General features: G+C 31.9%; 22 protein-coding genes. 14 read left to right on the top strand and 8 right to left on the bottom strand.

The window, feature by feature from the left end; all coding sequences use genetic code 11:
• Positions 1 to 226 precede the first annotated feature (226 nt).
• Entirely contained in the window at positions 227 to 1,384 is a 1,158-nt protein-coding gene (locus tag HMPREF2586_RS02925) for an ArgE/DapE family deacylase (RefSeq protein WP_070812624.1), read from the bottom strand.
• A gap of 142 nt (positions 1,385 to 1,526) precedes the next feature.
• Positions 1,527 to 1,859 (bottom strand): hypothetical protein, encoded by a 333-nt coding sequence (locus HMPREF2586_RS02920; protein WP_046206759.1) that lies wholly within the window; start codon positions 1,857 to 1,859, stop codon positions 1,527 to 1,529.
• A gap of 425 nt (positions 1,860 to 2,284) precedes the next feature.
• On the opposite strand from HMPREF2586_RS02920, the gene pgsB reads away from it, so the two are divergent.
• Genes pgsB through HMPREF2586_RS02900 form a run of 5 tightly spaced genes read left to right on the top strand, consistent with a single transcriptional unit; the run spans position 2,285 to position 6,724 of the window.
• Positions 2,285 to 3,442: a poly-gamma-glutamate synthase PgsB gene (gene pgsB, locus HMPREF2586_RS02915; protein ID WP_046206760.1), complete on the top strand. Its 1,158-nt coding sequence runs from the start codon at positions 2,285 to 2,287 to the stop codon at positions 3,440 to 3,442.
• 1 nt (position 3,443) lies between these two features.
• Positions 3,444 to 3,896, top strand: a complete 453-nt coding sequence (gene pgsC / locus HMPREF2586_RS02910; protein WP_046206761.1) for a poly-gamma-glutamate biosynthesis protein PgsC — start codon at positions 3,444 to 3,446, stop codon at positions 3,894 to 3,896.
• Positions 3,897 to 3,910: 14 nt separating this feature from the next.
• A complete protein-coding gene (locus tag HMPREF2586_RS02905) occupies positions 3,911 to 4,981 on the top strand; it encodes a CapA family protein (RefSeq protein ID WP_064209259.1) in 1,071 nt (356 codons plus the stop codon).
• Positions 4,971 to 5,129, top strand: a complete 159-nt coding sequence (locus HMPREF2586_RS12800) for a hypothetical protein (RefSeq protein ID WP_019470031.1) — start codon at positions 4,971 to 4,973, stop codon at positions 5,127 to 5,129. Before HMPREF2586_RS02905 ends, HMPREF2586_RS12800 begins: the two co-directional genes overlap by 11 nt.
• A gap of 2 nt (positions 5,130 to 5,131) precedes the next feature.
• The gene (locus HMPREF2586_RS02900; RefSeq protein ID WP_070037358.1) at positions 5,132 to 6,724 is read left to right on the top strand and encodes a gamma-glutamyltransferase; all 1,593 of its coding nucleotides are present in this window, start codon (positions 5,132 to 5,134) and stop codon (positions 6,722 to 6,724) included.
• 82 nt (positions 6,725 to 6,806) lie between these two features.
• On the opposite strand, the gene HMPREF2586_RS02895 is transcribed toward HMPREF2586_RS02900, so the two are convergent.
• Both HMPREF2586_RS02895 and HMPREF2586_RS02890 read right to left on the bottom strand, forming a co-directional pair.
• Positions 6,807 to 7,895, bottom strand: coding sequence for a YkvI family membrane protein (locus HMPREF2586_RS02895; RefSeq protein ID WP_064209260.1), 1,089 nt, complete (start codon positions 7,893 to 7,895; stop codon positions 6,807 to 6,809).
• Between the two features lie 17 nt (positions 7,896 to 7,912).
• A complete protein-coding gene (locus HMPREF2586_RS02890; protein ID WP_070812637.1) occupies positions 7,913 to 9,250 on the bottom strand; it encodes an aspartate aminotransferase family protein in 1,338 nt (445 codons plus the stop codon).
• A 559-nt stretch (positions 9,251 to 9,809) separates the two neighbouring features.
• Between HMPREF2586_RS02890 and HMPREF2586_RS02885 the strand changes: the two genes are divergently transcribed.
• The 3 genes from HMPREF2586_RS02885 to HMPREF2586_RS02875 are packed head-to-tail and all read left to right on the top strand — an operon-like array spanning position 9,810 to position 12,585.
• Positions 9,810 to 10,394 (top strand): MptD family putative ECF transporter S component, encoded by a 585-nt coding sequence (locus tag HMPREF2586_RS02885; protein ID WP_046206765.1) that lies wholly within the window; start codon positions 9,810 to 9,812, stop codon positions 10,392 to 10,394.
• A gap of 1 nt (position 10,395) precedes the next feature.
• Complete coding sequence (locus HMPREF2586_RS02880; RefSeq protein ID WP_046206766.1) at positions 10,396 to 11,115, top strand: energy-coupling factor transporter transmembrane component T; 720 nt, start codon at positions 10,396 to 10,398, stop codon at positions 11,113 to 11,115.
• A gap of 9 nt (positions 11,116 to 11,124) precedes the next feature.
• Positions 11,125 to 12,585 (top strand): ABC transporter ATP-binding protein, encoded by a 1,461-nt coding sequence (locus tag HMPREF2586_RS02875; RefSeq protein WP_046206767.1) that lies wholly within the window; start codon positions 11,125 to 11,127, stop codon positions 12,583 to 12,585.
• 85 nt (positions 12,586 to 12,670) lie between these two features.
• Here the strand turns inward: HMPREF2586_RS02875 and HMPREF2586_RS02870 are convergent, their stop codons facing one another.
• On the bottom strand, positions 12,671 to 14,650 hold the full coding sequence (locus HMPREF2586_RS02870) for a helix-turn-helix domain-containing protein (RefSeq protein ID WP_176745322.1): 1,980 nt from the start codon (positions 14,648 to 14,650) through the stop codon (positions 12,671 to 12,673).
• 462 nt (positions 14,651 to 15,112) lie between these two features.
• Between HMPREF2586_RS02870 and HMPREF2586_RS02865 the strand changes: the two genes are divergently transcribed.
• The 4 genes from HMPREF2586_RS02865 (at position 15,113) to HMPREF2586_RS02850 (ending at position 20,224) form a co-directional block, all read left to right on the top strand.
• Complete coding sequence (locus tag HMPREF2586_RS02865; RefSeq protein WP_070657988.1) at positions 15,113 to 16,138, top strand: LacI family DNA-binding transcriptional regulator; 1,026 nt, start codon at positions 15,113 to 15,115, stop codon at positions 16,136 to 16,138.
• 199 nt (positions 16,139 to 16,337) lie between these two features.
• Positions 16,338 to 17,633: an MFS transporter gene (locus tag HMPREF2586_RS02860; RefSeq protein WP_256277553.1), complete on the top strand. Its 1,296-nt coding sequence runs from the start codon at positions 16,338 to 16,340 to the stop codon at positions 17,631 to 17,633.
• 16 nt (positions 17,634 to 17,649) lie between these two features.
• Positions 17,650 to 19,134, top strand: a complete 1,485-nt coding sequence (xylB, locus tag HMPREF2586_RS02855) for a xylulokinase (protein ID WP_070657987.1) — start codon at positions 17,650 to 17,652, stop codon at positions 19,132 to 19,134.
• A 19-nt stretch (positions 19,135 to 19,153) separates the two neighbouring features.
• Positions 19,154 to 20,224 carry an NAD(P)-dependent alcohol dehydrogenase gene (locus HMPREF2586_RS02850; protein WP_070657986.1) on the top strand — a complete coding sequence of 357 codons (1,071 nt, stop codon included), beginning with the start codon at positions 19,154 to 19,156 and terminating at the stop codon, positions 20,222 to 20,224.
• 351 nt (positions 20,225 to 20,575) lie between these two features.
• On the opposite strand, the gene HMPREF2586_RS02845 is transcribed toward HMPREF2586_RS02850, so the two are convergent.
• On the bottom strand, positions 20,576 to 20,839 hold the full coding sequence (locus HMPREF2586_RS02845) for a hypothetical protein (protein ID WP_019470044.1): 264 nt from the start codon (positions 20,837 to 20,839) through the stop codon (positions 20,576 to 20,578).
• A 216-nt stretch (positions 20,840 to 21,055) separates the two neighbouring features.
• On the opposite strand from HMPREF2586_RS02845, the gene HMPREF2586_RS02840 reads away from it, so the two are divergent.
• A complete protein-coding gene (locus HMPREF2586_RS02840) occupies positions 21,056 to 21,730 on the top strand; it encodes a haloacid dehalogenase type II (RefSeq protein ID WP_070657985.1) in 675 nt (224 codons plus the stop codon).
• A 259-nt stretch (positions 21,731 to 21,989) separates the two neighbouring features.
• Here HMPREF2586_RS02840 and HMPREF2586_RS02835 read toward each other — a convergent pair whose 3' ends face one another.
• A complete protein-coding gene (locus tag HMPREF2586_RS02835) occupies positions 21,990 to 23,159 on the bottom strand; it encodes an ArgE/DapE family deacylase (RefSeq protein WP_070657984.1) in 1,170 nt (389 codons plus the stop codon).
• A gap of 161 nt (positions 23,160 to 23,320) precedes the next feature.
• Here HMPREF2586_RS02835 and srtA point away from each other — a divergent pair, with 161 nt between their 5' ends.
• Positions 23,321 to 23,920, top strand: coding sequence for a class A sortase SrtA (gene srtA, locus HMPREF2586_RS02830; protein ID WP_070657983.1), 600 nt, complete (start codon positions 23,321 to 23,323; stop codon positions 23,918 to 23,920).
• Between the two features lie 87 nt (positions 23,921 to 24,007).
• Here the strand turns inward: srtA and HMPREF2586_RS02825 are convergent, their stop codons facing one another.
• Positions 24,008 to 24,676: an N-acetylmannosamine-6-phosphate 2-epimerase gene (locus HMPREF2586_RS02825; protein WP_070037368.1), complete on the bottom strand. Its 669-nt coding sequence runs from the start codon at positions 24,674 to 24,676 to the stop codon at positions 24,008 to 24,010.
• Positions 24,677 to 24,724 lie beyond the last annotated feature (48 nt).

Below are 24,724 nucleotides of genomic sequence, written 5' to 3'. Positions count from 1 at the left end.
ATTTTGGCGAGATGCTTGAGGGAACAGGATAAGTTGAAGACGACAGGCTGAAGCTGTCCCCATAAAAGAGCGAGCCAACAATACGAAGTATTGAGTAACAAAAAAGCACGCAGATGAATTGATTTAAATCATTTGCGTGTTTTTTTCTAGGATTTATGTACCAAATTCTATTATGTTTTTATAAGATTATATCAAAAGCGTAATGATGACCGATTTATAATCATGCTTATTTTGAGTTATTTAAATAAGTAGAGAAGAAATCTGTAAATAAATCAACAAATGTTAGATATACATCTTTTTCCACATGCTCATCTACTTGGTGTGCTTGGTTAACAGCACCGGGACCATACATAATAAATGAAAAGTTTTCATCTTTGTCTACCAGTAAATCAGACGCGTCGGTAACACCAGGTGAAGCTTCAGTTGGTAATGTAGTATTTAAATATTTTTCTCCCATTTCAATAGCAAGTTCAGTCAATTTATTTTCTCCTGTAGTATAAACAGGTGGTCTAGACATGTATGTGTCAATATCAATATCCGTTTGTTCAGTTTCGACTTGCTTTAAGATTTCATTGAAATATGAGATGAATTGTTCGTTATCATGCTCAGGGATTGTACGAATATTAAATTCAGATTCAGCATGTTCTGGAATTGAATTTACCTGGTTACCCCCGTTGAAAATTGTGGCATTCATAATTGCATTGCCTAACAAATCATTGCTTTTAGTGAATTTTTCAAAGCCTTCATCAGCTTTATAAACAAATTTTACTAATGGTGAAATTGCATTGAAACCTAGCTGTGGCATAGAACTATGTGAAGCTTTACCGCGGGAAGTGACACGAATGTCCATAGAGCCTTTGTGTGCATAGATAATTCGATCTTGAGAAGGCTCAGCAATCACAAGTGCATCGACATCATTCATGTATCCTTTATCTTGAAAAGTTTTTGCACCTTCACCTACAATTTCTTCACCAGCAGTTGCCAATAAACGAATTTTCCCATGTTGTAATAAGTTTTGATCATGAATATCTATCATACTGATGACTAATGCTGCTAAACCTGATTTCATATCAGCTGAACCACGACCATACAGTTTGCCATCAACTTCAGTAAGTTTGAATGGATTATATGTCCATTTACTTTCATCACCAGCAGAAACAACATCCATATGACCAGAAATGCCCAATATTGGGCCATCTTTACCGATTTCAGCCACTAAGTTTGCACGACTGTCGTTAATTTTAATGATGTCGGAATTTATGTCATGTTCTGCTAATAACTTTTGCAGATATTCACAAACTTCGATTTCATTGTTATTAACGGATTTAATGCTAATCAAGTCTTCTAAAATTTGAATTTTCTCTTGATCAGTAAACTTACTCATAATAAAAACCCCATTTCAGATATAATAAGAAAACTAACACCATAATTATATCTGAAAATTCAGACTGTTTGAAATTAAACCCCTCCGTAAAAAGGCATAATAATGAGAATTTGAACAAATTGTCAAAAATAAGTTACAAAAATTAAACATGGTTTTTAGATGCGTCATTATCTAAAGACCATGTTTTTATCGTTTTATATTGGTTGATTGTTGGTTGACCTATGTGTTTAGATTGCAAATGTTTAGGGGTAGAACGATTTTCTTGTGTAGATGAAGTAGATGGTTCGGAAGATTTTGTGGTGTTGTTAGTCTCATCTACATTTTCAATATGTCTCGTATTATCTGTATCAAGTACTGCACCACGCATATCATTGCCTTGGAAACTGCCTACTAAAATCATGATTAAATAACCACAAGTTATAAGCGCAACAATAATGAGATAGAGTGAAACAGTTAACTTTACAGGTTTGCTCATGTCCATCCTCCTAGAATATCTTTAATTCCTTTCACCCTTAAGATAACATTCGAATTTTAATAATGTGTAAATTTCAAGTAAATATTATATTTCGTATTTTTAACTTTAATTAGTAATTGATGAAAAATTTTTATATTATTTTTTGCTTAAAATTTTTAACTGAAGAAAAAGCATTATCGTTGATATGAAAGTATTTAATATAATCTTTAATATAATTTTACATTAAATGTAAATGTGTATTTACATTCAATTAACAGTTAATTTATAGACTTTATATAAAATCAATAACTACGTGGTAGCATGTCATTATTGAAAGGTATAATGATTAGATTATAAATTTAAGATCATTTTTGTAATGTTTTTTTGCTAAATTAATGATTTTAGCATGTAATTAATAAATACGCTGATGAAAAGAGGGACAGAGTTTGCTACTAATCATAATTTGTGTAGGCGTTATTCTATGGTTAGGAATTGTCGAGAAACGAAGACATTCTGACAGATTAGAAAAGATTCCTATACGTATTAATATAAATGGTATTAGAGGTAAATCAACGATTACACGCTTGATTTACAGTATTTTGCGGGAAGATAAATACCGCGTGATTGGTAAAACAACTGGTACAGATGCACGTATGATGTACTGGTTTACACCAAGAGAATATCCAGTATATAGGAAACCTCAGGGTGCAAATATCGGCGAACAACGAGATATCGTCAGAAAAGTTGTGAAACAAAGAGCTAACGCATTAGTCAATGAGTGTATGGCAGTTAATCCAGACTATCAAATTACATTCCAAAAAGATTTAGTGAAAGCGAACATTGGTGTCATTGTTAATGTGATGGAAGACCATATGGATGTGTTAGGGCCAACTTTAGACGAAGTTGCTCAAGCATTTACAGCAACCATTCCATATAAAGGACATCTCGTGGTAATGAAGGATGACTATACTAAATTTTTTGCTAAAGTAGCTAAACGGCGTAAAACAAAATTAATTGTAGTCGATAAAGAAGAAGTACCAGAATCATATCTACGAGAATTTGGATATATTGTCTTTCCGGATAATGTAGCAATTGCAATGGGAGTTGCTGAAGCATTAGGCATCGACAGAGACACTGCCTTAAGAGGTATGTTAAACGCACCACCAGATGTAGGTGCTGTTGAAGTTAAATACTTTAATGCAAACAATACAACGAATGTCTATGTGAATGCCTTTGCAGCAAATGAGCCACAATCTACTAAAGCAATTTTAAATAAAGTAGAATCATATAATTACCCATATCAAAGAATTGTTATAATCTTAAATTGTCGCTCAGATAGGGTAGATAGAACCCGACAATTTGTAGAAAATTTCATAAAAGATGTACCGTTCGATACATTAATTTGTACTGGAAAAAGTACCCAAATGGTATCGGAAGTGATGAGAGAATTACCCGATAAAAAATATTTGAATTTTGAAGGTAAAAATATAAGTGAAGTTGAACGTGCGCTTTATGCAGAATCACATAATGCTTTGATATTCTGTGTTGGTAATATTCATGGACCAGGAAAAGAAATCGCACAATATATAGAAGGGATACATTAATATGATAGGTTCAGAGTTATATTTTTCATTATTCGTGGGGATTGTTTTAAGCCTCATATTTGCCGAAAAATTCGGCATTAGTCCTGCTGGATTAGTTGTTCCAGGATATCTAGCGCTGATTTTCGATCAACCAATCATGCTGCTATCTGTACTAATCATTAGTTGCATTACATATTTTATTGTGAACCATGGTATTAGCCGCTTTGTTATTCTTTATGGGCGTAGGAAATTTGCTGCAATGATATTAACTGGAATGGTTTTAAAATTTATATTTGATTTAATTTATCCATTAACGCCATTTGAGATGGTAGAAATGTCCGGTATTGGTGTTGTAATACCAGGTATCATCGCAAATACTATACAAAAACAAGGTGTCGTAATAACTTTATCTACGTGTATGTTATTAACATGTATTACATACATTGTCTTATTCTTTTATAGCTTTATTAATTAGTAAGGAGCAGATATATGAAGCAATCTAAACGATTTTCTATCGATGAGCGTGTTTTGAAGTGGACAAAGCGCCATAAAAGAAGGAATTCCATATATACCGGCTTGATATTAATTATAGCGATCATTTTGTTAGTATTTGTATTAAAGCAACAGGATTTTGAACCTGTTAAAGCTATGAATAAAGGAAAAGATGAAATTAAGCTAACATATCTAGGTAATGTGGAATTAAACAATCATACAAGAAAAAACAATATTAATGATACTTTTAGTGCTGTCGAAAACATGTTGAAAGATAGTGATTATTCTACAGCAAGCTTGAATTTAACCAAGTTTTCAGATGATAGAAAAACAAATATTAATAAAAATTTAGAAAATGTAATGTTTTTAAAAAGCTTAAATATTAAAAGTTTAAATATTATAAATCAAGTTACTGATAACATTACAGCAAGAGATTTTAGTAAAGCTGTTGAGGCACAAAATGGATATAATTTTTTAACTGGTAATGGTTCTAATCCTATCAACAGTAAAACAGTACAACAAACAGTAAAAGGTAAAAAAGTAGCTAATGTTTCCTTTACAGACGTTGAGTCTGATTACACAGATCCTTTAAAAAACACTACATCCATTAGCTTGGAACCTAATATTTATGTTCCATTAATAAAAAAATTGAAAGAAAAAAATGATTATGTAGTAGTTAATGTGGACTGGGGTATAACCGATGAAAGGTCAGTAACAACAAGGCAAAAACAGTATGCACACTCACTCGTAGATGCAGGTGCTGATGTCATCGTCGGACATAACACAGTTGTTCAGGAAATTGAAAATTATAAAGATGCCAGCATTTTTTATAGTTTAGGTAATGTAACTTCAGAAGGTTTTTTATCAAAAAATAAACAAGGTTTAGCTGTACAACAGAATTGGAACGGTAAAAATTCTAAATTCATGATTACGCCTATCAAATCAGTGGGCGGTAAATTGACTAAATCTACACCTAACAAAATTGAAGAAACAAAATTATTAAATAATATTAAAGGTGACAATATAAATCTTAAAAAAGAGAATGGAGGTTATACGTATGAACATTAAAGATCATTGGGTAAGTATTACAATAATTGCAGTTGTGTTGATAATATTCTTACTAATTGTATTCGCTAGAGCGAACGAAGGTTTAGACCGTTATGAACAAAATGAACTTAAATCTTCACACCATCAATATTTATCTAAAGGAGCTTAGCTATGAGTATTTATAATAAAAAAACGCTCATCGTAATATTACTCCTTACTATTATCATATCCTTTGCATTTTATATGATTACAAAAAAGGATAATTATGATAAAGATGATTTATATGAAAATAAAATTGCGGATCATCAACAAGACATATCGGATAAAAATTACGGTGTAGCTTCAAATAATCCGATTGCTACACGTGTTGGAGAAAAAATATTGAAAGATGGTGGTAACGCAGTTGACGCGTCAATCGGAGTGTCATATGCCCTTGCTGTCACTGAACCACACTCTTCTGGCCTAGGCGGCGGAGGTGCGATGCTGGCTTACGATGGTCAAGAAAATGTTGCACCAAAACAATGGCAGTATAAAGATATTTCTTCTTTTAATTACAAGCAAAAAGATAAAATTGGTGTTCCAGGTTTCGTTCGAGGTCTTGAAGACGCTCATAAAGAGGCAGGAAAAATGGATAGAAAGAAAATCATGAACTATGTTATTCCTTTAGCTGAAGAAGGCTTTGAAGTTGATTCAGAATTAGAAAGAAGTTTGAAACTATATGGTTCAGATGTAGATAGAGATTCACCTTTCTTTGAAGGAGAGCAAACCAAAAGAGAAGGTGATGTCATTAAGCAACCAGCTTTAGCTAAAACATTAAAAGGTATTAGAGATAACGGTCCTAAATATTTCTATGATAAAGTTGGTAAAAGTATCACTAAGCAAACGGATGACAAACTAACCGAAAAAGATTTCCAAAGTTATAAAACAGAGAAAAAAGAGCCAGTAAGTACAGACTATTTAAATAATAAAGTTTATGCTGCATCTAATCCTTTAGGAGGATCACTGATGCTACAAGGTTTAGAAATTGATGAAGCTACTAATAATCAAGCAGCTCAAGGTGATCGTTTGGATTATATCACTGGTATTTTAAAATCTAGAGACTTGATGTACCGAAATAGGGATATTGTAAATGGACAAGATGAAGACTATGATGAATATCTTTCTCAAGATTACCTATTAGGTAGATTAAATGAAATTAATTTTGAAAGTAATTTCAATACAAATAACATCGATAATACGAGCACAACACACTTTGTGGTTGTTGATAAAGATGGACAGTTGACAAGTACAACGAATACGTTAGCAAGCTTCTTTGGTTCAGGGGAGTATGTAAAAGAAGGATTCTATATGAATAATTCATTAAGTAACTTCTCTTCTAATCCATCTAGTCCAAACTATGGTGCTAAGCATAAGCAACCACGCTCATTTACTTCACCGAGCATCGTAGTTGGACCTGATTATTACATGGGTATAGGAACGCCAGGTGGTAACAAAATTCCGACTACGCTCAATGAGGTTATTATTGATTACTTACGTAGCGATGGCACACTACAAGATTCTATTGATAAACCACGTTTTTATAACGATGGAGGAAAAATCTTTTACGAAAATGCCACAGATCAGCAAGATATAGACATTTTCAAAAGTTTAGGATTTGAAATTGAAGAAAAACGTAATGACCCTAACTTTGGTAGTGTACAAGCTGCACTATATAATAAAAATGATAAAACAGTAGAAATCGGTCATGATGTGGGTAACAGGTAGATTTTTTTAAAAAATGTATAAAAAAAGTCCAAGGCATCAAATGATGTCTTGGACTTTTTTATTGAGTTTTAATTTCTATCATTCATGTACTGTGCTTATTTGAGAAATTATTATATAACGTACGCGCAAAGATAATAACTACAACAATTGCACCTATGTAACCTACAAATGGGTATATAATGGAAACTAATTCTCCAAAAGGTAAAGTACCACAAATAATAAAAATAACACCTAACACAACTGTAACAGGCACGCTAAGTTTTGCTGGAAAAATTTTCATAAATTCATTTTTAACTAACCAATACATTGGTGCAGTTGTAGAATAAATGCCTAATAAAATACATACTGAAAATATAAATGCTATCAATGGCGCAATCGTATTACCTAAATAAAGTACAGGAACCTCTAATTCAAATACATGATCAGAATGCACTAATAGTGCAATAATCATTACAACCACAGTTAACATCAACACAGAGCCACCAACAATACCTGTAATGCCTGCTTCTTTTCTACTATTAGATTGTTGACCAAGCTGTGAAAAGAAAATACTTCCTGCTAAGATGTTATAACAGAAAAATAAACCGCCAGCTTGCCACCAATGTGTTGTTGGTTGTAAATTTTTAGCGCTTTCTGGTAAATAGAGCATATTAGATAAATTACCGATATTTGAGAAAAAGACAATTAGACAAATACCTATTGTTAAGATGACGATAATCGGACCTACAGTACCAATAATATCAACCAATTTTTTTAAACCTAAAATCACTGTAATCATTGCAATAATGCCCATACCTAGTACACCAACTAGATTGGGAAGATGGAATTGCTCTGAAACTACAGCTCCTGTACCAGCAATCATGATGACAACAATGCTAAAAATAAAAATAATTGTAAAGTATTCAATCATTGTTCCAATGATATTGCCACAATAATACTTAAATATTTTGCCAGGTTGTTTTAATTGAAGATCAAATCCCTTCATCATTAAAGTTGAACCAAGTAAACAGAACAATAATGCGCTAACTAAAGCTCCGAATATACCATACATGCCAAAGGAAGCAAAAAATTGCATCACTTCTTGTCCTGTTGCAAAACCAGATCCTATGAGATAAGCGATGTAAGCACCGCTAAGTTTTATAATATTTGTGAGTTTAATTTGTTGTTGCATCATTGATTCCCCCAATTTTACCAACCTTGACCAGCAATGTCGTAATTATCTAATTTTCCAGATGCTAAATCTTCAATTGCAGATTCTAAGACATTTAATGCCGTATCAAGTTGGTTATACGTTATGACTAATGGAGGTTGGAAACGGAGTACGTTTCCAGCTACTGCAATAATCACAACGCCATTATCAAAACAGCGATTACAAACTTTTAATGCCGCTTCCGCATCACGTGTTTTACTATCTTTATCAGCAACGATATCAATACCTATCGACAATCCTTTGCCTCTGACGTCCCCAACTGCTTCGAATCGTTCGATCCACGTATCCATGCGTTTGCGTACATATTCACCTTTTTCTGTACTCGCTTGAAGTAAATGCTCATCCTCAATCATACCAATTGTAGCCAAGGCCGCTTCACAGCTTACTGGGTTAGCTCCTGTTGTAAACAAATGTGCTGGCGCTTCTAATGTGTCCATGATTTCAGCACGTCCTATAATTGCAGACATAGGTAGTCCACCTGCTAATGATTTTCCAAAGGTAATCAAATCCGGTTCAATATGATAATGTGAAACTGAACTCCATTCGCCAGTTCGACCAAGACCTTGTTGGATATCATCCACTGCTAATAAAATGCCATGTGTCTTGCATAAATCTTGTAAAGCTTCAAAGTAGCCATCTATTGGCTCTAATAATCCCCCGTCACCTTGTATTGTTTCAATAACGATACAAGCTACTTCATCAGCAGGTACATACTTTTCAAACATTTCTTTAAGTGGCGCGAGGTATTCATCAACGGTGTTAGCGTTTGGACTACCAAACATGCCTCTGTAGTTATCAGGGAATGGAATATGATAAAAGCCTGGCAACATTGGACCATATTTTTTTCTCATGTTTAGACTTATTGCGGACATCGATAATGACCCATAAGTAGATCCGTGGTAAGCATTCACGAAACTGATGATATAAGGTCTTCCTGTATATGCTCTTGCAAGTTTTACGATACCGTCATTTGCATCTGAACCAGAAAGTCCGAAAAGAACACGTTTTTCGTAGTTTCCTGGTGCGATTTCACAGAGTTTCTTAGCAAGTTTAACTAAAGGCTCATGATACATATAAGCAGGCGTATAGTGTATGAATTTATCTACTTGTGATTTAATAGCATCTGACACTGGTTGGGGTGCATGCCCTACATTTTGTGAGCTAGCACTAGCAAGTAAATCGATATATGTATTGCCGTCCATATCAACAAGTGTTGCACCATAACCATGAGAAATAGCTAATGGATAATATTTTATTCGTCCTGGTTTAGCAAAATACTGACTATCTTCATTGATTAATTGAGTGTCTTTTTCCATTCTGTCCATAAATATCATTCCTCCCATGTATTACTCAATATAAATTGGTTTAAAAGTTATACAAATTCAATTCGCACCTTTAACTTCATATCCCGTTTTTTAAAGAGTGAGGTGTTATTAAATATGTTTTATATAATTTCATTAATATTCTTAAATATAATGAAATGGTGATACGTATGAATATACTAAGAAAATTCGGAATTGTAAATATATTCTGAAAATTTAAAGTTGAATAACACTTAAAATTTGTAATATGACACATATAATCTTGCGTAATGCGTTGTATGAAGACAAAATATGCATTTATTAAAATTTTATAGAAATGATGTATTGATAATTGAGCAAAACATAGGGAAGATGAAATATATAAAACGATGAAATGGATAGTTAGGTTTTGAGAAGTTTTTCGTTTATAATATAAATGATATGAGCGATACAATTCGATGTAATTGATAATTGTTTTCAATTATAGTATCTTGAGTCTACACTAATGTTATAGCATAGTTATGTTTACTTGTATTAATAATATTTATCGTTATATGTAAAGAGGGAGTTTTAGATGAACAATAGTAAGATAGAAGTTAAAGATTTAATAAATATAGGACTCTTTACGGCTATATATTTTATTTTTATAGCACCTCCTGGCATTTTAGGTATTATACCTATATTCATGTTATTGCTTCCTGCAATGGTTGGTTTAGTAGGTGGCATACCTATTATATTACTAATATCAAAAGTTCAAAAATTTGGTGCATTGACAATATGCGGAACGATTGTAAGTCTTATTTTAGCTATTATGGGACATCCATGGATTGCGTTGGTATTTAGTATTCCTGTGATATTACTAGCTGATGGCTTAATGGCTATGAAACGTTATAAAAGTTGGAAACACAATTGTTTAGGGTACATTCTCTTTTCCTTTTGGCCCATTGGTACATTTATACCATTTTACTTTATGAGAAATTCATATTTATCCTTTATTCAAGATAAATACGGTATTGAATATGAGCAAACGGTCGCCACTTTATTTTCTGTAGAAATGATACCAGTTATTATTATTACTACAATCATTGGTGCATGGATCGGCGTTTATATAGCAAAATTAATTTTAAAAAAACATTTCAAACGTACAGGTATGATTTAACATGTATAGTCAAACGATCCCACAAAGCCACTTACTAAATTTAGATCCTAGAATTAAAATTGCGCTTATCTTGATGATATCACTCGTTGCATTAACAGGCGGCGTTACAGGTGTTGAAGTGTATTTAAGGGCAGTAATCATACTTGTGCCAGCATTATTATTATTATGTATTAAAAAATATACTATAGGGCTAGTCATCTTGATATTAACTGTGATGGCGTGGTATGGAGAAGCGTTTGTAACGATTGATGGTAACCAAGTTGCTACATTGTTAATTTTTGTACCGGCAGGCATCATAACACGTTTTTTACCATCCCTCGCAATGGGCTATTATATATTTAAAACCACACAAATTGAAGTGCTAATAACAGGTTTAGAACGAATGAAATTGTCTAGAAAAATCACGATTCCAATTGCCGTTATGTTTAGGTTTTTACCGACAATTAGAGAAGAATCGGCTGCTATAAAGGATGCTATGAAGATGAGAGGTATATCTTTGAAAATTGCTTTTATACATCCAATACAATATGTTGAATATCGAGTTGTTCCATTACTAAACAGTGTTGTGAAAATTGGTAACGAATTAACTATTGCTTCAATTACACGTGGGTTGAATTTAACGCATAGACGTACATCAATCATTTCGCTTAAAATACGTTGGTTAGATTGGTTGTTGTTAGTGTTAATACTGTTCCTTTGTATCATTTATTATGTAATGTGAGGGTAGGATATGATTCAATTTAAAGACGTATCTTTTAAATACGATGAAAGCAAAAGTAAAATATTAAATAATATTAACCTTACTATTGATGATGGTGAGGTTATTTGTTTAACAGGAACTTCAGGTTGTGGAAAAACAACTTTAACAAGATTGCTAAATGGTATTATTCCTAATTTTTATAAAGGACAGATAGAAGGTCAAATTTTAATAAATCATAAAGATGCACAGCAACAAGATGTTTATGAGTTAACACAGCAAAGTGGTTCAGTTTTCCAAAATCCAAGATCACAATTTTTTTGTTTGAATACGACAAGTGAACTGGCATTTGAACTTGAAAATTATGGTGTATCAGCTAGTCGGATTATGACACGAATCAAAGAAACCGCTGAACAGTTTAATTTTAAACACCTTTTAGATAGAGATATATTTAATTTGTCTGGCGGTGAAAAACAATTGCTAGCTTGCAGTGCTATTCAAGTATATGGTCACGAATTGATTATTTTGGACGAGCCATCGTCAAATTTAGATTTTAATACAATGTTAAAGTTACAACAAATGATCGAAACTTGGAAAGCGGAAGGTAAAACAATTATTATTGCTGAACATCGATTACACTATTTAACTAAAATAGCTGACCGTTTTATGATAATGGATGACGGAAAAATAAGTGCAATTTATGAAAATGAACAATTTAATAAGTTATCAAATAAACAATTAGCAAAGCTAGGATTAAGAGCTATTCATTTAGAACAATTGCAAGTAAAAACTAAAGTTAATAATAAAGTGGGGTACTTAAGTTTACAAAATTACTATTTTAGATATAAGAGAAGGCAAAAATTAGCTTTAGATATAGATGATATCAGTATCAGTAAGGGAAAAGTGACAGCGATTATTGGCCATAATGGTTCAGGTAAATCAACATTTGCGCGCTGTCTAACTGGAGTCGAGAAAAAATTTAAAGGGACTATTAATACTGGAGAAAAGTGGGTAACACCACAACAAAGTCTTGCAGAAGCTTATTTGGTATTTCAAGATGTTAACAATCAATTATTTGCTGAAAGTGTGGAAGAAGAACTGAGGTTAAGTAATCCAACTTTAAATGATGAGACAATTAAGCGGTGTTTGCAAAACTATAGTATTTCTGAACATCTAGACAGACATCCTTTGTCACTATCTGGAGGTGAGAAGCAGCGTTTAGCTATTGCTAGTGCAGTAGAAACGAAAAGGGATATATTGATTTTTGATGAGCCTTCTAGCGGTTTAGATGGTCACCATATGCGGGAAATGAGTACAATTATTAACCAATTGGCAAATGAAGGACACACAGTATTAGTTATAACTCATGATTATGAAATGTTACTCGCTTGTGCAGATGAAGTGCTTCATTTAGAAAAAGGAAAAGTAAAAAAGCAATATGAAATTAACAACGATACAATTGAATATTTACAATCATTTTTTAATATCATTTGAAAAATACAAGATGTAAATAATTAAACGAGATAGATATTATTGATATCTATCTCGTTTGTCATGTTTTTAATGTATTTTTGATAAATCAAGAATTAATCGGAAACATGATATATTTTATTTCTGATTTTGTAACTGTAATAGCTAGTAAATTATGATAACTATGCATCGTTAACTTAGAAAGTGGAGTATTAGCCTTGTTGATTTGTTCGAGAATTTTGGAATCAATAGCGCTTAAGTCCAGGTTATTTGGGATCAAATGTGAAATGATACCGTGATTTTCGTTAAGCACTCGTGTGTAAACTGGAAAATCAGTGATGTAATTATGAACGATATTTGCAATTAGGTCAGATGTTGGTGTTGAATAGTTTAAACTATTAAATAATAGCATGTGAAAATGATGTTTAGATTTACCAATTAAACCATAAGGGAATTTAGCGATATGCAAATTTAAAAAAGGTTTTAATAAACTGAAAACGTGAACGATTGGCATGGTACTACAATTATGATTAATCAGCATAAATTGTTCATCATCTTCAGAAAAATATGGAAATGCAAAGCCACCAATTAATGTTTGAAAATCAATTAGCAAATGCATCAGTAAGATATGTGGTGAAATGGACATATCTTTATAATAATGTTTTAAATTGGAATGTGTGAGATTATTAAAAACCACTTTTTTGGCAATAGTTGGATGTAATTGGTTTAAAAATAACATAATGGTCTGATGGGTATCAAAAGCATTATCAGTGTTGAACCAGTTTCTTGATATAATGTTTTTTAGTAAATACCAATCTGTATCAATGAAATAAAAATCAGCATTTAATGAACTAATATTTTTTTGAAATCTTGAAAAGTTTCCACTGTTTTCCAAGATATGTCCAACATTAACCGCACATTTTATAGTGGGGAACTGTTGTTTAAAGTTATCAATTAATCTTTGGTCATTTTTAAATGTTTTATGGTTTGTTTCAATAAGTAAACTAACATTTGAAATATGTTCATTAAGCAGCGTTAATGAAGTCAATAGTTTTATAATTTGGTAATCAATTGATTGTGAAAAGGATGGATTATCAACTTTCAAAGTTATTTCAAAACCCTTGATAAGCAATTGTTTGATTGCTGCAAATACATTGTGATGGTCTAATTTGTTTAAATCATCGAAATTAGTGTGAAGTAAAATTAAATTTGGTTTTGAAATTAGCGATAGCATATTAATTGAAAAAGTAGATTGATTAAATGAGATTAACTTATGTAAATCATTAAACGTGATAAAAGTACGTGTCATATTAAATTTCTGAGTATACTTCAGTTTATTCAAGACGATTTGATTAGACGAAATATGTTGATTATGAGAAAAATTATATAATTTGTTGATAGTCTTGCTTAAGTTGGGAGTGCTTAACGAAACTTGGTATAGTGAATTTAAATCATTTTTTCTGAATTGATGAATATAGAATTTTGGCGGCATCTTTATATAGAATTTGAAATTTTTAGAATATGTACTAACATTAGTGAAACTATATTTTAATGCGACGTCGTAAATGCTTTGTTCTTTCTCTAATAAATCAAATAAAGATAATGCAATTTTAAGAGAACTTGTATATTGTTTGAAGTTCATATTTAATATTTTGGAAAATAAAATAGATATATATGATTGTGATATATAAAAAGCATTAGATACTTGTTTTGTAGTTAAAGGTTCATTGATGTGTTTATGTATGTATTGAGTCAAACGTTGAACCAGAGGGTGTTTAGTATACAAAATAGGTAGATATTGATCGTCTAAATCAACTTTTGCTTCTTTAAGTAAAAACTCAATAATATTAGATATATAAAGATGCATACATTTTCTATTTTGAATATGATTCTGTAATTTTTGCAAAACTAAGTTTCGAAATTGCTCTATATATTTAATTTGTTTGATATCAAACAAAGCATTAGCGATGGATTTATCTTTTTCTATAAATAAAGGTAATGGAATCTTAAGTTCTATTAAATTATCAATATCGATATATTGATAAAGGTCTGCATTATTGATTATACAAGCGTGATCAATAGTTATCATCGATCCATTTAAATTTATTTTACATGATTTATTTATAGGAATTAAAATAATAATTTCATTTATGCATCTTGCCAACTCAGTCATATAATGATTTTTTATTGATAGAGAGCTTATCACAAAGATCACCTTTACTTTATTTTGTTACACTCACAATTAAATGATTAACGTTATTGTACAACTGACACAGACAAAATAGTTAGGTTACAAATAAAGTTTGTTAAAATGATATTAAGAATTAATAATTCGTATTTTGGATATGAGTATAGATAGAAAAATCACTATTTTGGAAAATAAAATGCCTTTTGAAGTAATAAAATGATAGGTTTCTATTTAATTTACTCGAAAATGAAAAAATCTCAATATTAATGATAGCGCTTGCATTTATTATGGTGAATATATATAATGAATCTAGCTGACATGAATAAGTCGAAGCAAATAACTTAAACGTTTAAGGTGAGTGGCATGGAAAAAAATAAACCTACACTTCATGATGTAGCAAAAGTTGCTGGGGTATCAATTGCGACCGTTTCCAATGTATTGAATAACAAAAGTACTGAATTAGGTAAAAAGACGAGGCAGAAAGTATTAGATGCAATTGATAAATTGCATTATGAACCGAATCAATTTGCAAGAAGTTTAAAAACAGGGCAGTCTAATTTAATTGTTTTTATTGTACCTGATCAAAATCCTTTTTTTACTGAGATACTGACAGAATTAAACAACGAATGTCAAAAACATCAATTGCATGTAGCTGTTGTGTCGTCTGAGGAAAACGAGTTAAGACAACAAGCGTTAATAGAAACATTTATCGCGCGAAATGTAAGCGCTATTATATTAGTTCCAGTGAAGTCTAAATTAAAATTTAAGAAAGAGTGGAGCCAAACACCTATCTTGACTATAGATAGGAAAGTAGATGGTACATATTTACCTTCTATAAGCGTGGATAACAAGAAAGCAGCGTTTGATGCAACTCAGAGAATTATTGATAGTACCTGTAAAAATATAGGGTTACTGTTAGCGAATCCTGATATAAGCACAACGTCAGAACGGAAATCTGGATATGAACAAGCGTTGAAAAAAAATAATATTAAGTTAGATGAGCAACTCATTTATTATAGCAATCAGCAATTGGGTACGGATGCACAAATTGACAGTGGGTATCATGCGACTAAATCATTAATTAACAAACAGGTTCAAGCTGTTGTGGCAACTAATCATTTATTGTTATTAGGTGCTTTACAAGCAATAAAAGAAAGTGGCAAAAAAATTTCTCAAGATATGATTATCATTGGTTTTGATGATAGTTACTGGAATGAAATTTATACTCCAAAATTATCTGTCATTTCACAACCTACAAAAGAGATAGGTCGTGTCGCAGGCGAAATGATCAATCATCTAATTCAAGGGGAAAATGTCTCTTCGATTGAACTAAATACAAAACTAATCATACGTGAATCTTGTTCATTTATAAAAGATAAGTCATTATGATAAAAACTAAAATGTATTCCAAGTCTGATACTTGTTGATTGTTGTTATGATTATATACATTGGAGTAGATATTGTATTATGAATTGTTTAAACAAGACGGGTTTTTGAAATCATTTGATTTTAATCCCGTTAACTTAATCGCTAAAACTTAAACGTTTAAGTTTATTTTGGTTATATTTTTAAATAAGGGGGAAATATTTTGAATAACATTACAATTTCTAAAGATAGTCCAAAAACATGGATGGGAATCCCGAAAATTATTTTTATTGCACTTATAGCTATATTTATTTTTATGACAGGAGATGGGATCGAACAGGCATTTTTATCAAAAAATATTGTTGATATCGGTTTTTCTGGTGGTCAAGCTTCCTTAGTGTTTACAGTCTATGGCGTGATGGTAGTTGTGGGTTCTTGGTTAGCGGCTGTTTTATCTGATGTTTACGGTCCTAGGAAAATAATGGCTTTAGGAACAATAATATGGTTAATTTTCCACGTGCTTTTTTTAGTGTTTGGAATAGGAATGGAAAATTTGCCTATGATGTTAGTGTTATATGGTATTAGAGGATTAGGTTATCCTTTGTTTTTGTATGGTTTCTTAGTATGGGTAACCTATATCACTGATAAAGCAAGATTAGCCACAGCAATTGGTTGGTTTTGGGCAATGTTCTCAGTTGGAATGGGGGTAATTGGTACTTATTTACCTAGTTTCACTATTCCATTTATAGGTTTTAATGGAACACTATTGATGTCATTAATATGGATTTTTATAGGAGGTTTAATTGCATTTATCGTTGTAGGAAAACGGGATGTAAAGCCGAATATAACGCTTTCGGTTAAACAAAGATATACTAAAGTATTAAAAGATATCGGCGTAGTTTATAAGAATCCAGAAATTATTAAAGTCTTTATCGTACGCATCATTAATCAATTATCTTTGTTTGGGCTAGTTATTATCTTTCCAGTATTATTCACGGAAACTATTGGATTTTCAATGCAACAATGGTTATGGACATGGGGAACAATGCATGTAACGTGTATCGTTGGTGATGTAGTTTGGGGTATTATTGCTGATAAAATTGGTTGGAAACGTCAAGTGATGTTATTTGGTTGTATCGGTTGTGGCATCACGACATTATTATTTTATTATTTACCAATACTTAGTGGTGATATGTTTGCAATTGCAATTTTATGTGCAGTATTATTCGGTATTACACAATCAGCCTTTGTACCTATTTTTGCAATTTTTACAGCTTTAGAGCCTGATCATATTGGTGCTACACTTTCTTCACATAATCTTGCTGCTGGATTGAGTAATTTTATTGCACCATTAATTGCCACGCTTATATTACCGTTATTCAACGAAGTTGGCGTCGTATGGGCTTTTGCTATTTGTTATTTCATAGGTGCAGCAATCACTTATTATATTAAAGTTCATCAACCAGGCATTGGGGACGATAAAGTTGAAGCATTAAATGCACAAATTGAAAATTATTAAGAAAGGAAGATGTAAATTGGAACAGGTTGTACTTGGTATAGACCTAGGTACGAGTTCAGTGAAAATTATTGCTGTGAATAAAAGCGGTCATGTTATTGAACAATCAAGTATTCCTTTGAAATTGAGTCAGCCATATATTGGCTACAGTGAACAAGATCCTGAATCATGGGTGGAGGCAGTAAAAGAAGGTATAAAAAAGTTAATAAATACAGAGACAATGACAAATAAACGTATTAGTGCCCTTTCGTTTTCTGGACAAATGCATGGTTTAGTACCACTGGATAAAACATACCAACCTATTAGAAATGCAATACTATGGAATGACACTAGAACTACTAAACAATGCGAGGAATTAGAAAACAAATTTGGGAAGACACTTTTAAATAATCCTATACTTGAAGGTTTTACATTACCTAAACTTTTATGGATGAAACAGAACGAACCAAATTATTGGCAACAATTAGAAGTGTTTTTGTTACCTAAAGATTATGTACGCTATCGACTAACAGGTCATATTGCTATGGAATATAGTGATGCAGCAGGTACGCTTCTTTTCAATCCAAAAACAAATGACTGGGAAAAAGAAATTGGGGACAAGTTGGAACTTGGTGATATATACCCACCGTTAGTACAGTCGCATAGTTATGTAGGTAATGTTACAGAAATAGTTAAAAAAGAACTAAACATTAAAGAAGATATTGCTGTTTTTGCTGGTGGTGCAGATAATGCATGTGGCGCTTTAGGTTCAGGTGTTATTAATGAAGGTCAAACGTTATGTAGTATAGGAACTTCAGGTGTGATTTTATCGTGTACTACAAATAATCAAGTAGATTATGGACATAACATTCACTTCTTTAAACATGCCATGCCTAATATGTCGTATGCAATGGGTGTCACATTAAGTGCAGGTCATAGTTTAAATTGGCTCAAAGAAAAGCTTTTTAAAGCATATTCATTTGATGAAATCTTGAATTTTGCTGAGAAATCTACTATTGGAGCAAATGGTTTGTTGTTTTCACCATACATTCAAGGTGAGCGAACACCACATGGTGATGCATATATTAGAGGAAGTTTCATTGGGATAAATAGTAATACAGAAGAAGCGGATTTTGCACGAGCTACAGTGGAAGGTATTACTTATTCACTATATGAATCCATTGCATATATGAGAGAAAACGGTAGGCATATTGATGAAATTATTTCGATTGGTGGTGGCGCTAGAAGTAGTTTTTGGTTACAAATGCAAGCAGATATTTTCAATACTCAAGTCACTGCATTGAAATATGAAGAAGGCCCAGGTGTAGGAGCAGCCATGTTAGCTGCATATGGATTAGATTGGTTTAATACAATGCAAGCATGTGCTGAAACATTTATAGCGCTAGGAGAGACATATAAACCTAATATAGAAAATCATAAAAAATATAAACAGTATTTTGAAATTTATAAGAATATATACGCTCAGACCAAAACGATAACAGAAAAATTATTAAAGATTAATTAACTATTAGGAGGAAATTAAAATGAATAATAATATTCCAGAAACTATGAACATTTCAATATTAAATAAACCATTTGAGATGGAACTTAAAGAAGTAGACGTTCCTAAATTAGGACCTACAGATGTTTTAGTAAAAGTGATGGCGGTAGGTGTTTGTGGATCGGATGTTCATTATTATGAACACGGTCGTGTAGGGGAATTTGTTGTTGAAAAACCATTGATTTTAGGACATGAATGTTCAGGAATCGTTGCTGATATCGGCTCAAAAGTAACACATTTTAAACCCGGGGATAGAGTTGCCATTGAACCTGGAGTTCCCTGTGGAGAGTGCGAATACTGTAAAGCTGGTAAATATAACTTATGTCCTGATGTTAAGTTTTTAGCTACGCCTCCTATTGATGGTGCATTTAGTCAATATATAAGTCATCCTGAGGGATTTTTATTCCATATTCCTGATGCACTATCATATGAAGAAGCAACATTAAATGAACCATTTTCAGTTGGCGTACAAGCATGTAAACGTGCAAACGTTCAGCCAGGTTCCACAGTAGTAATAATGGGTATGGGCCCAGTTGGTTTGATGGCTGTTGTAGCAGCAAAAGCTTTTGGTGCTACAAGAATTATAGTGTCAGATCTTGAACAAATAAGATTGGATGAGGCATTAGAACTTGGTGCAACACATGTTATAAATATTAAAGAAGAAGATGTTATTACCCGTATCAATGAAATAACAAATCATAACGGTGTAGATTATGCTTTTGAAACTGCAGGTAATCCAACAGCCTTACAAAATGCACTAGCGGTCTTGAACAATGGCGGAACTTTAGCAATAGTTGGCTTGCCACAACAAGAAAATATTGAGTTAAATATACCTTTTATCGCTAACCATGAAATTAATGTCGTAGGTATCTTTAGATATGCCAATACTTATCCAATGGGCCTTGAGATGTTATCTTCAACTGCAGCTAATTTAAATACAATGTTTACCGATTCATATGATTTGGAAGATGCACAAGAGGCAATGGAAAGAGCAAGAACCAATAAAAGCGGATCATTAAAAGTTATGGTTTATCCTAATGGGAAATTAAAGTAATAGTATTATAAGAAGATCTAAAATCACTGCCTGAAAGTGATTTTAGATCTCTTTTCAAATGAGCAACTTTAGCACATTTGTTGAGAATGCAGTGCGATACCATTAGTGTTAATGGGTGCATAAAGTTTAATTCTGGGAATGGAATATAACTATGATGATAGATGGCAATAAAAGCCTAGAGATATAGCACGAAACATTCTCTTAGAATATTATATATCTTAAAATGTATTGTTACAATATAAAATTCAAAAAATTTAAAATAAATAAATGATATGCGCTATAAATAAAAAATAGGTGCTTATTTGTAGTGATATAAAATTAAGCTTTGAATTAATTGAAGAGCAATGATAATTACTTATTTTTTTGATAAAGTTCAAATGCTTTGTACAGAAATATTAGGGAAGATACAATTAAAAATAAAGTGAATAATCCGTTAAAAATAGGATTGCTGAAAAATTGGAAAATAGTAACTGAACTTAATGATTCTAAAAATACTGAACCGGTTGTTTTTATTTGTAAGAAGTCAAAAGAAAGTAAAATCAAAGTAATCATCAACATGTAACCTACGGCGATAAAAAAGAGGTTTAGTAAATCTAATAGAAACATCCTTCTCATAACAACCAGCCTCCCTTCTTACTGTTCTATAACCGATTTGTAGTATAATAAAGCTATATTTAAAGAAATTTACAAAAAATTAATAAACGATAGAGTGAATATCTTTTCAATTGTCCTTATCAATTTACATAAAAATAAAAATGATAATAAACTGTTTGACTTTGTTGAAATGTGATAAAGAATAAGTAAATGTGTGTTTTGAATAGGAGGTTTAAAATGTATAAAGCAATTATTTTTGATGTTTATGGAACACTTTTTGACATGTCCTCTTTAAAAAAAGGTATGACGCAATTTGATGATGAACAAGCAACATCAATTTCAAAGCTGTGGAGAAAAACGCAATTAAATCACATGTTTTTAAAACAAATTATGCAAAGATATATTTCCTTTGATGAGTTAACGAAAGAAGCTTTACGTTATACAATGGATGAACACAAAATACAATATGATCGTGAAGATATAAACAGGTTGTTTGATGCTTTTTTAAATTTAGAGTATTTTTACGAAGTACCTAAAATACTCGCGCAACTTAATAATATGAATATCGATGTTGGTATACTATCTAATGGAAATGATAACATGCTTAGACCATTGATTGATAATTCTGAGTTAGGGGAAAATATTAATACAGTTATGAGCGTTAATGAAATTAAACAATATAAACCCAGCCCTGCAAGTTATGCATTGATTTTGAAATATCATCATCTGAAAAGAGAAGAGATATTATTTGTTTCTTCTAATTCTTGGGATGTAACGGGAGCAACCAATTTCGGTTTTGATACAGCTTGGGTGAATAGACAAAATGGACATTTTGATTATAATGGACAAAATCCTACAATAACAGTTAATAATTTAAATGAATTAATTAATTGGTTAGAGATGAATAAATAAACATTTAAGATTGTCCAGAGAGTATTTACAGTCATTAAAAGTGAAAAATCATCATAGTAATTTGAATGAAAAAAAATGGATGTTAGTTTTGAATTTTTATACAATTTACTCTAGTCAAATATATGATGTTAAAATTGGAAATGTTAAATACAAAATGGCTAATCCATACGAAGTGGATTAGCCATTTATAGAGTACGCAGTTTCTGTATTAAGCTTTGTTTAGTGATCGTAAGCGTGTTATATCACGTGCTTAGTGATTTTATTTAGCCGTATTTAAATATTGAGGTAATAACTGGCTATATAAATCTATAAAAGTTAGATAAGCATCTTTATAAACATATTCATCAACTTGATGTGCTTGTCCAGTCTCACCTGGGCCATACATTACAAATGAGAAACTTTCATCTTTATCTTTCATTAAATATGATGCATCTGTAGTTGCAGTAGAAGAAGTCACATCCAGATTTCTATCAAAATAGGAATCACCTAAAGATTTAGCTAATTTTAAGAACGTATTATCCCCCTTAGTATATACGGGATCGCGGTTTACATAAGGGTTAACAGTTATATCGGCGTTACTTTCTTGGTTAACTTGATCTTTTATACTGTTAAATAACGCCTCAAATTTATTATTATCATAATCTGGTATGGTACGCATGTTAAACAGTGACTCAGCATAGGCTGGTATAGAATTGACTTGGTCGCCACCGGATATGATTGTTGAATTCATTGTTGGCGTACCGAGCAACTCACTTTTAATATCAACTTTGTTATACGCTTTATTTAAATAATGAATAAAATCGACCAATGGATTAATCGCATTATAACCTAATTCAGGCATTGAGCTGTGTGAAGATTTACCTTTGGATATCACTTGAATATCCATGGTACCTTTATGTGTATAAACAATGCCATCTTGTGAAGGCTCTGCGATTAATAGGGCTTCGACGTCATCCATATAGCCTTTTTCATGTAATAATGCAGCGCCGTCACTCGTTACTTCTTCTCCTGCAGTCGCCATAAATCTGATAGTACCTTGATTTAATGTACCTGCTTCTTTAATTTCTATTAAACTAACTGCTAAAGCGGCTAGTCCTGATTTCATATCTGCAGAGCCACGTCCGTGTAATCTTCCTTGATTATCTTCTGTAAGCTTAAATGGATCATAATTCCATAAATTTTCATCACCTGTAGTGACAACGTCCATATGCCCTGAAATACCAACCACAGGTTTTCCGTTACCAATTTCTGCAACTAAGTTAGCTCTTGTGTTTTCGCCTTCCAGTTTTTCGATTTTGGTTTGAATTCCGAATTTATTAAATAAATCTTGTAAATAATGTGCGACATCAAGTTCTTTTTCGTTCACAGATTGAATTTCAACAATGTCAGACAATATCTTTACACGCTCATCATTAGAAAATACTGACATACAAACACATCCTTTATATATATTCAATACTTTAGTATCTACCACATTATTAATTTTTAAAACTATAAAAGGATTAATGCAAAAAAATATGCTTTGTTAGATAATGAGTTGTGCTATACTTATAATGAATCTTTTGATTTAGACAAAGGAGCATGCGTGACATGAAAAAATGGGGAAGTAGACTTGTCACATTAATTGGTGTGGCACTCATTATAATAGCAATTTATTTATTTATGAAACCAAAGATTGATAATTATTTTACTCAAAAAGACAATGAAAATAAAATAGAACATTATGACCAACAATCTAAAACTTCTGAAAAAAAGAAAGTAGAAATACCTAAAGATAAGACAAAGATGGCAGGTTATTTATCAATTCCTGATGCAGATATTAAAACACCTGTTTATCCTGGCCCGGCCACGCCGAAACAATTAGATAGAGGCGTAAGTTTTGTGGAATCAAACGAATCATTAGAGGATCAAAATATCGCAATTGCAGGTCATACATTAACGGGTCATTCGGATTATCAATTTTCTAGGTTACCTGAAACGAAAAAGGGAAGCAAAGTTTATTTTAAAGTTGGAGATGATCGAAGAACGTATCAGATTACTAAAATTTATGATGTAAAACCAGATGAAGTTGAAGTGTTGGACGAACAAGCATCGAATAAGAAGCAACTAACATTAATTACATGTGATAATTACAATGAACAAACAGGTGAGTGGGAAGATAGAAAAATATTTATTGCCGAAGCACTATAACATGCACCGTTAAATAAAAAATCATATAAAAAGTCCGTATTCATTAACCAAGTAAAACATGAGTTTGAATACGGGCTTTTTTAAATGTTAATTTTCAATTGCTTGAATAAATCTTTTGGTGATTTCTTTAGGACGTGTAATCGCACCTCCGACGACTGTACAATGAACATTTAAGGCTGTAACTTGTTTAAACATTTCAGGTGTGATGACATTTCCTTCAGCTATAACTTTTGCATGAACATGTGAAATCACATCTTTTAAAAATTTGAAGTTATCTTCATACAAAATATGTCCTTTAGTATAAGCAGTATAGCCTCGAAGGGTCGTTCCTATGTAATCAAAACCTAATTTATCAGCATATTGTGCTTCTTCAAGTGTAGAGATATCAGCCATAATTTCTATATTTGGTGCTTGCTGACGTATATAAGAAACAAGTTCTTGTAATGATTCTTCAGGACGCTCCTGCTTTGTAGCATCCAAGGCAATAACTTCACATTTGCTTTCTAGTAATTCATCGACTTCTTTACGTGTTGCGGTGATAAAAACATCAGAATTTGCATAGTCTCTTTTGACAATACCAATGATAGGTAAATTCACCTCTTGTTTTATCGCCATAATGTCTTCTTTAGAGTTTGCTCTAATGCCAACAGCACCACCTTCATATGCAGCTAAAGCCATTTTTGACATGATAAAAGATGAATGTAACGGCTCATTTTCCAAGGCTTGACATGAGACAATTAATCCTTGTGGTAACATAATAATACACTCCGTAACTTTAGTAGATTTAATAAAATACTTTACTAT

Origin of the sequence: Staphylococcus sp. HMSC034G07 (assembly GCF_001835975.1) — a bacterium.
Lineage (GTDB): Bacteria > Bacillota > Bacilli > Staphylococcales > Staphylococcaceae > Staphylococcus > Staphylococcus ureilyticus.
This window is presented reverse-complemented; position numbering and strand designations above follow the sequence as displayed.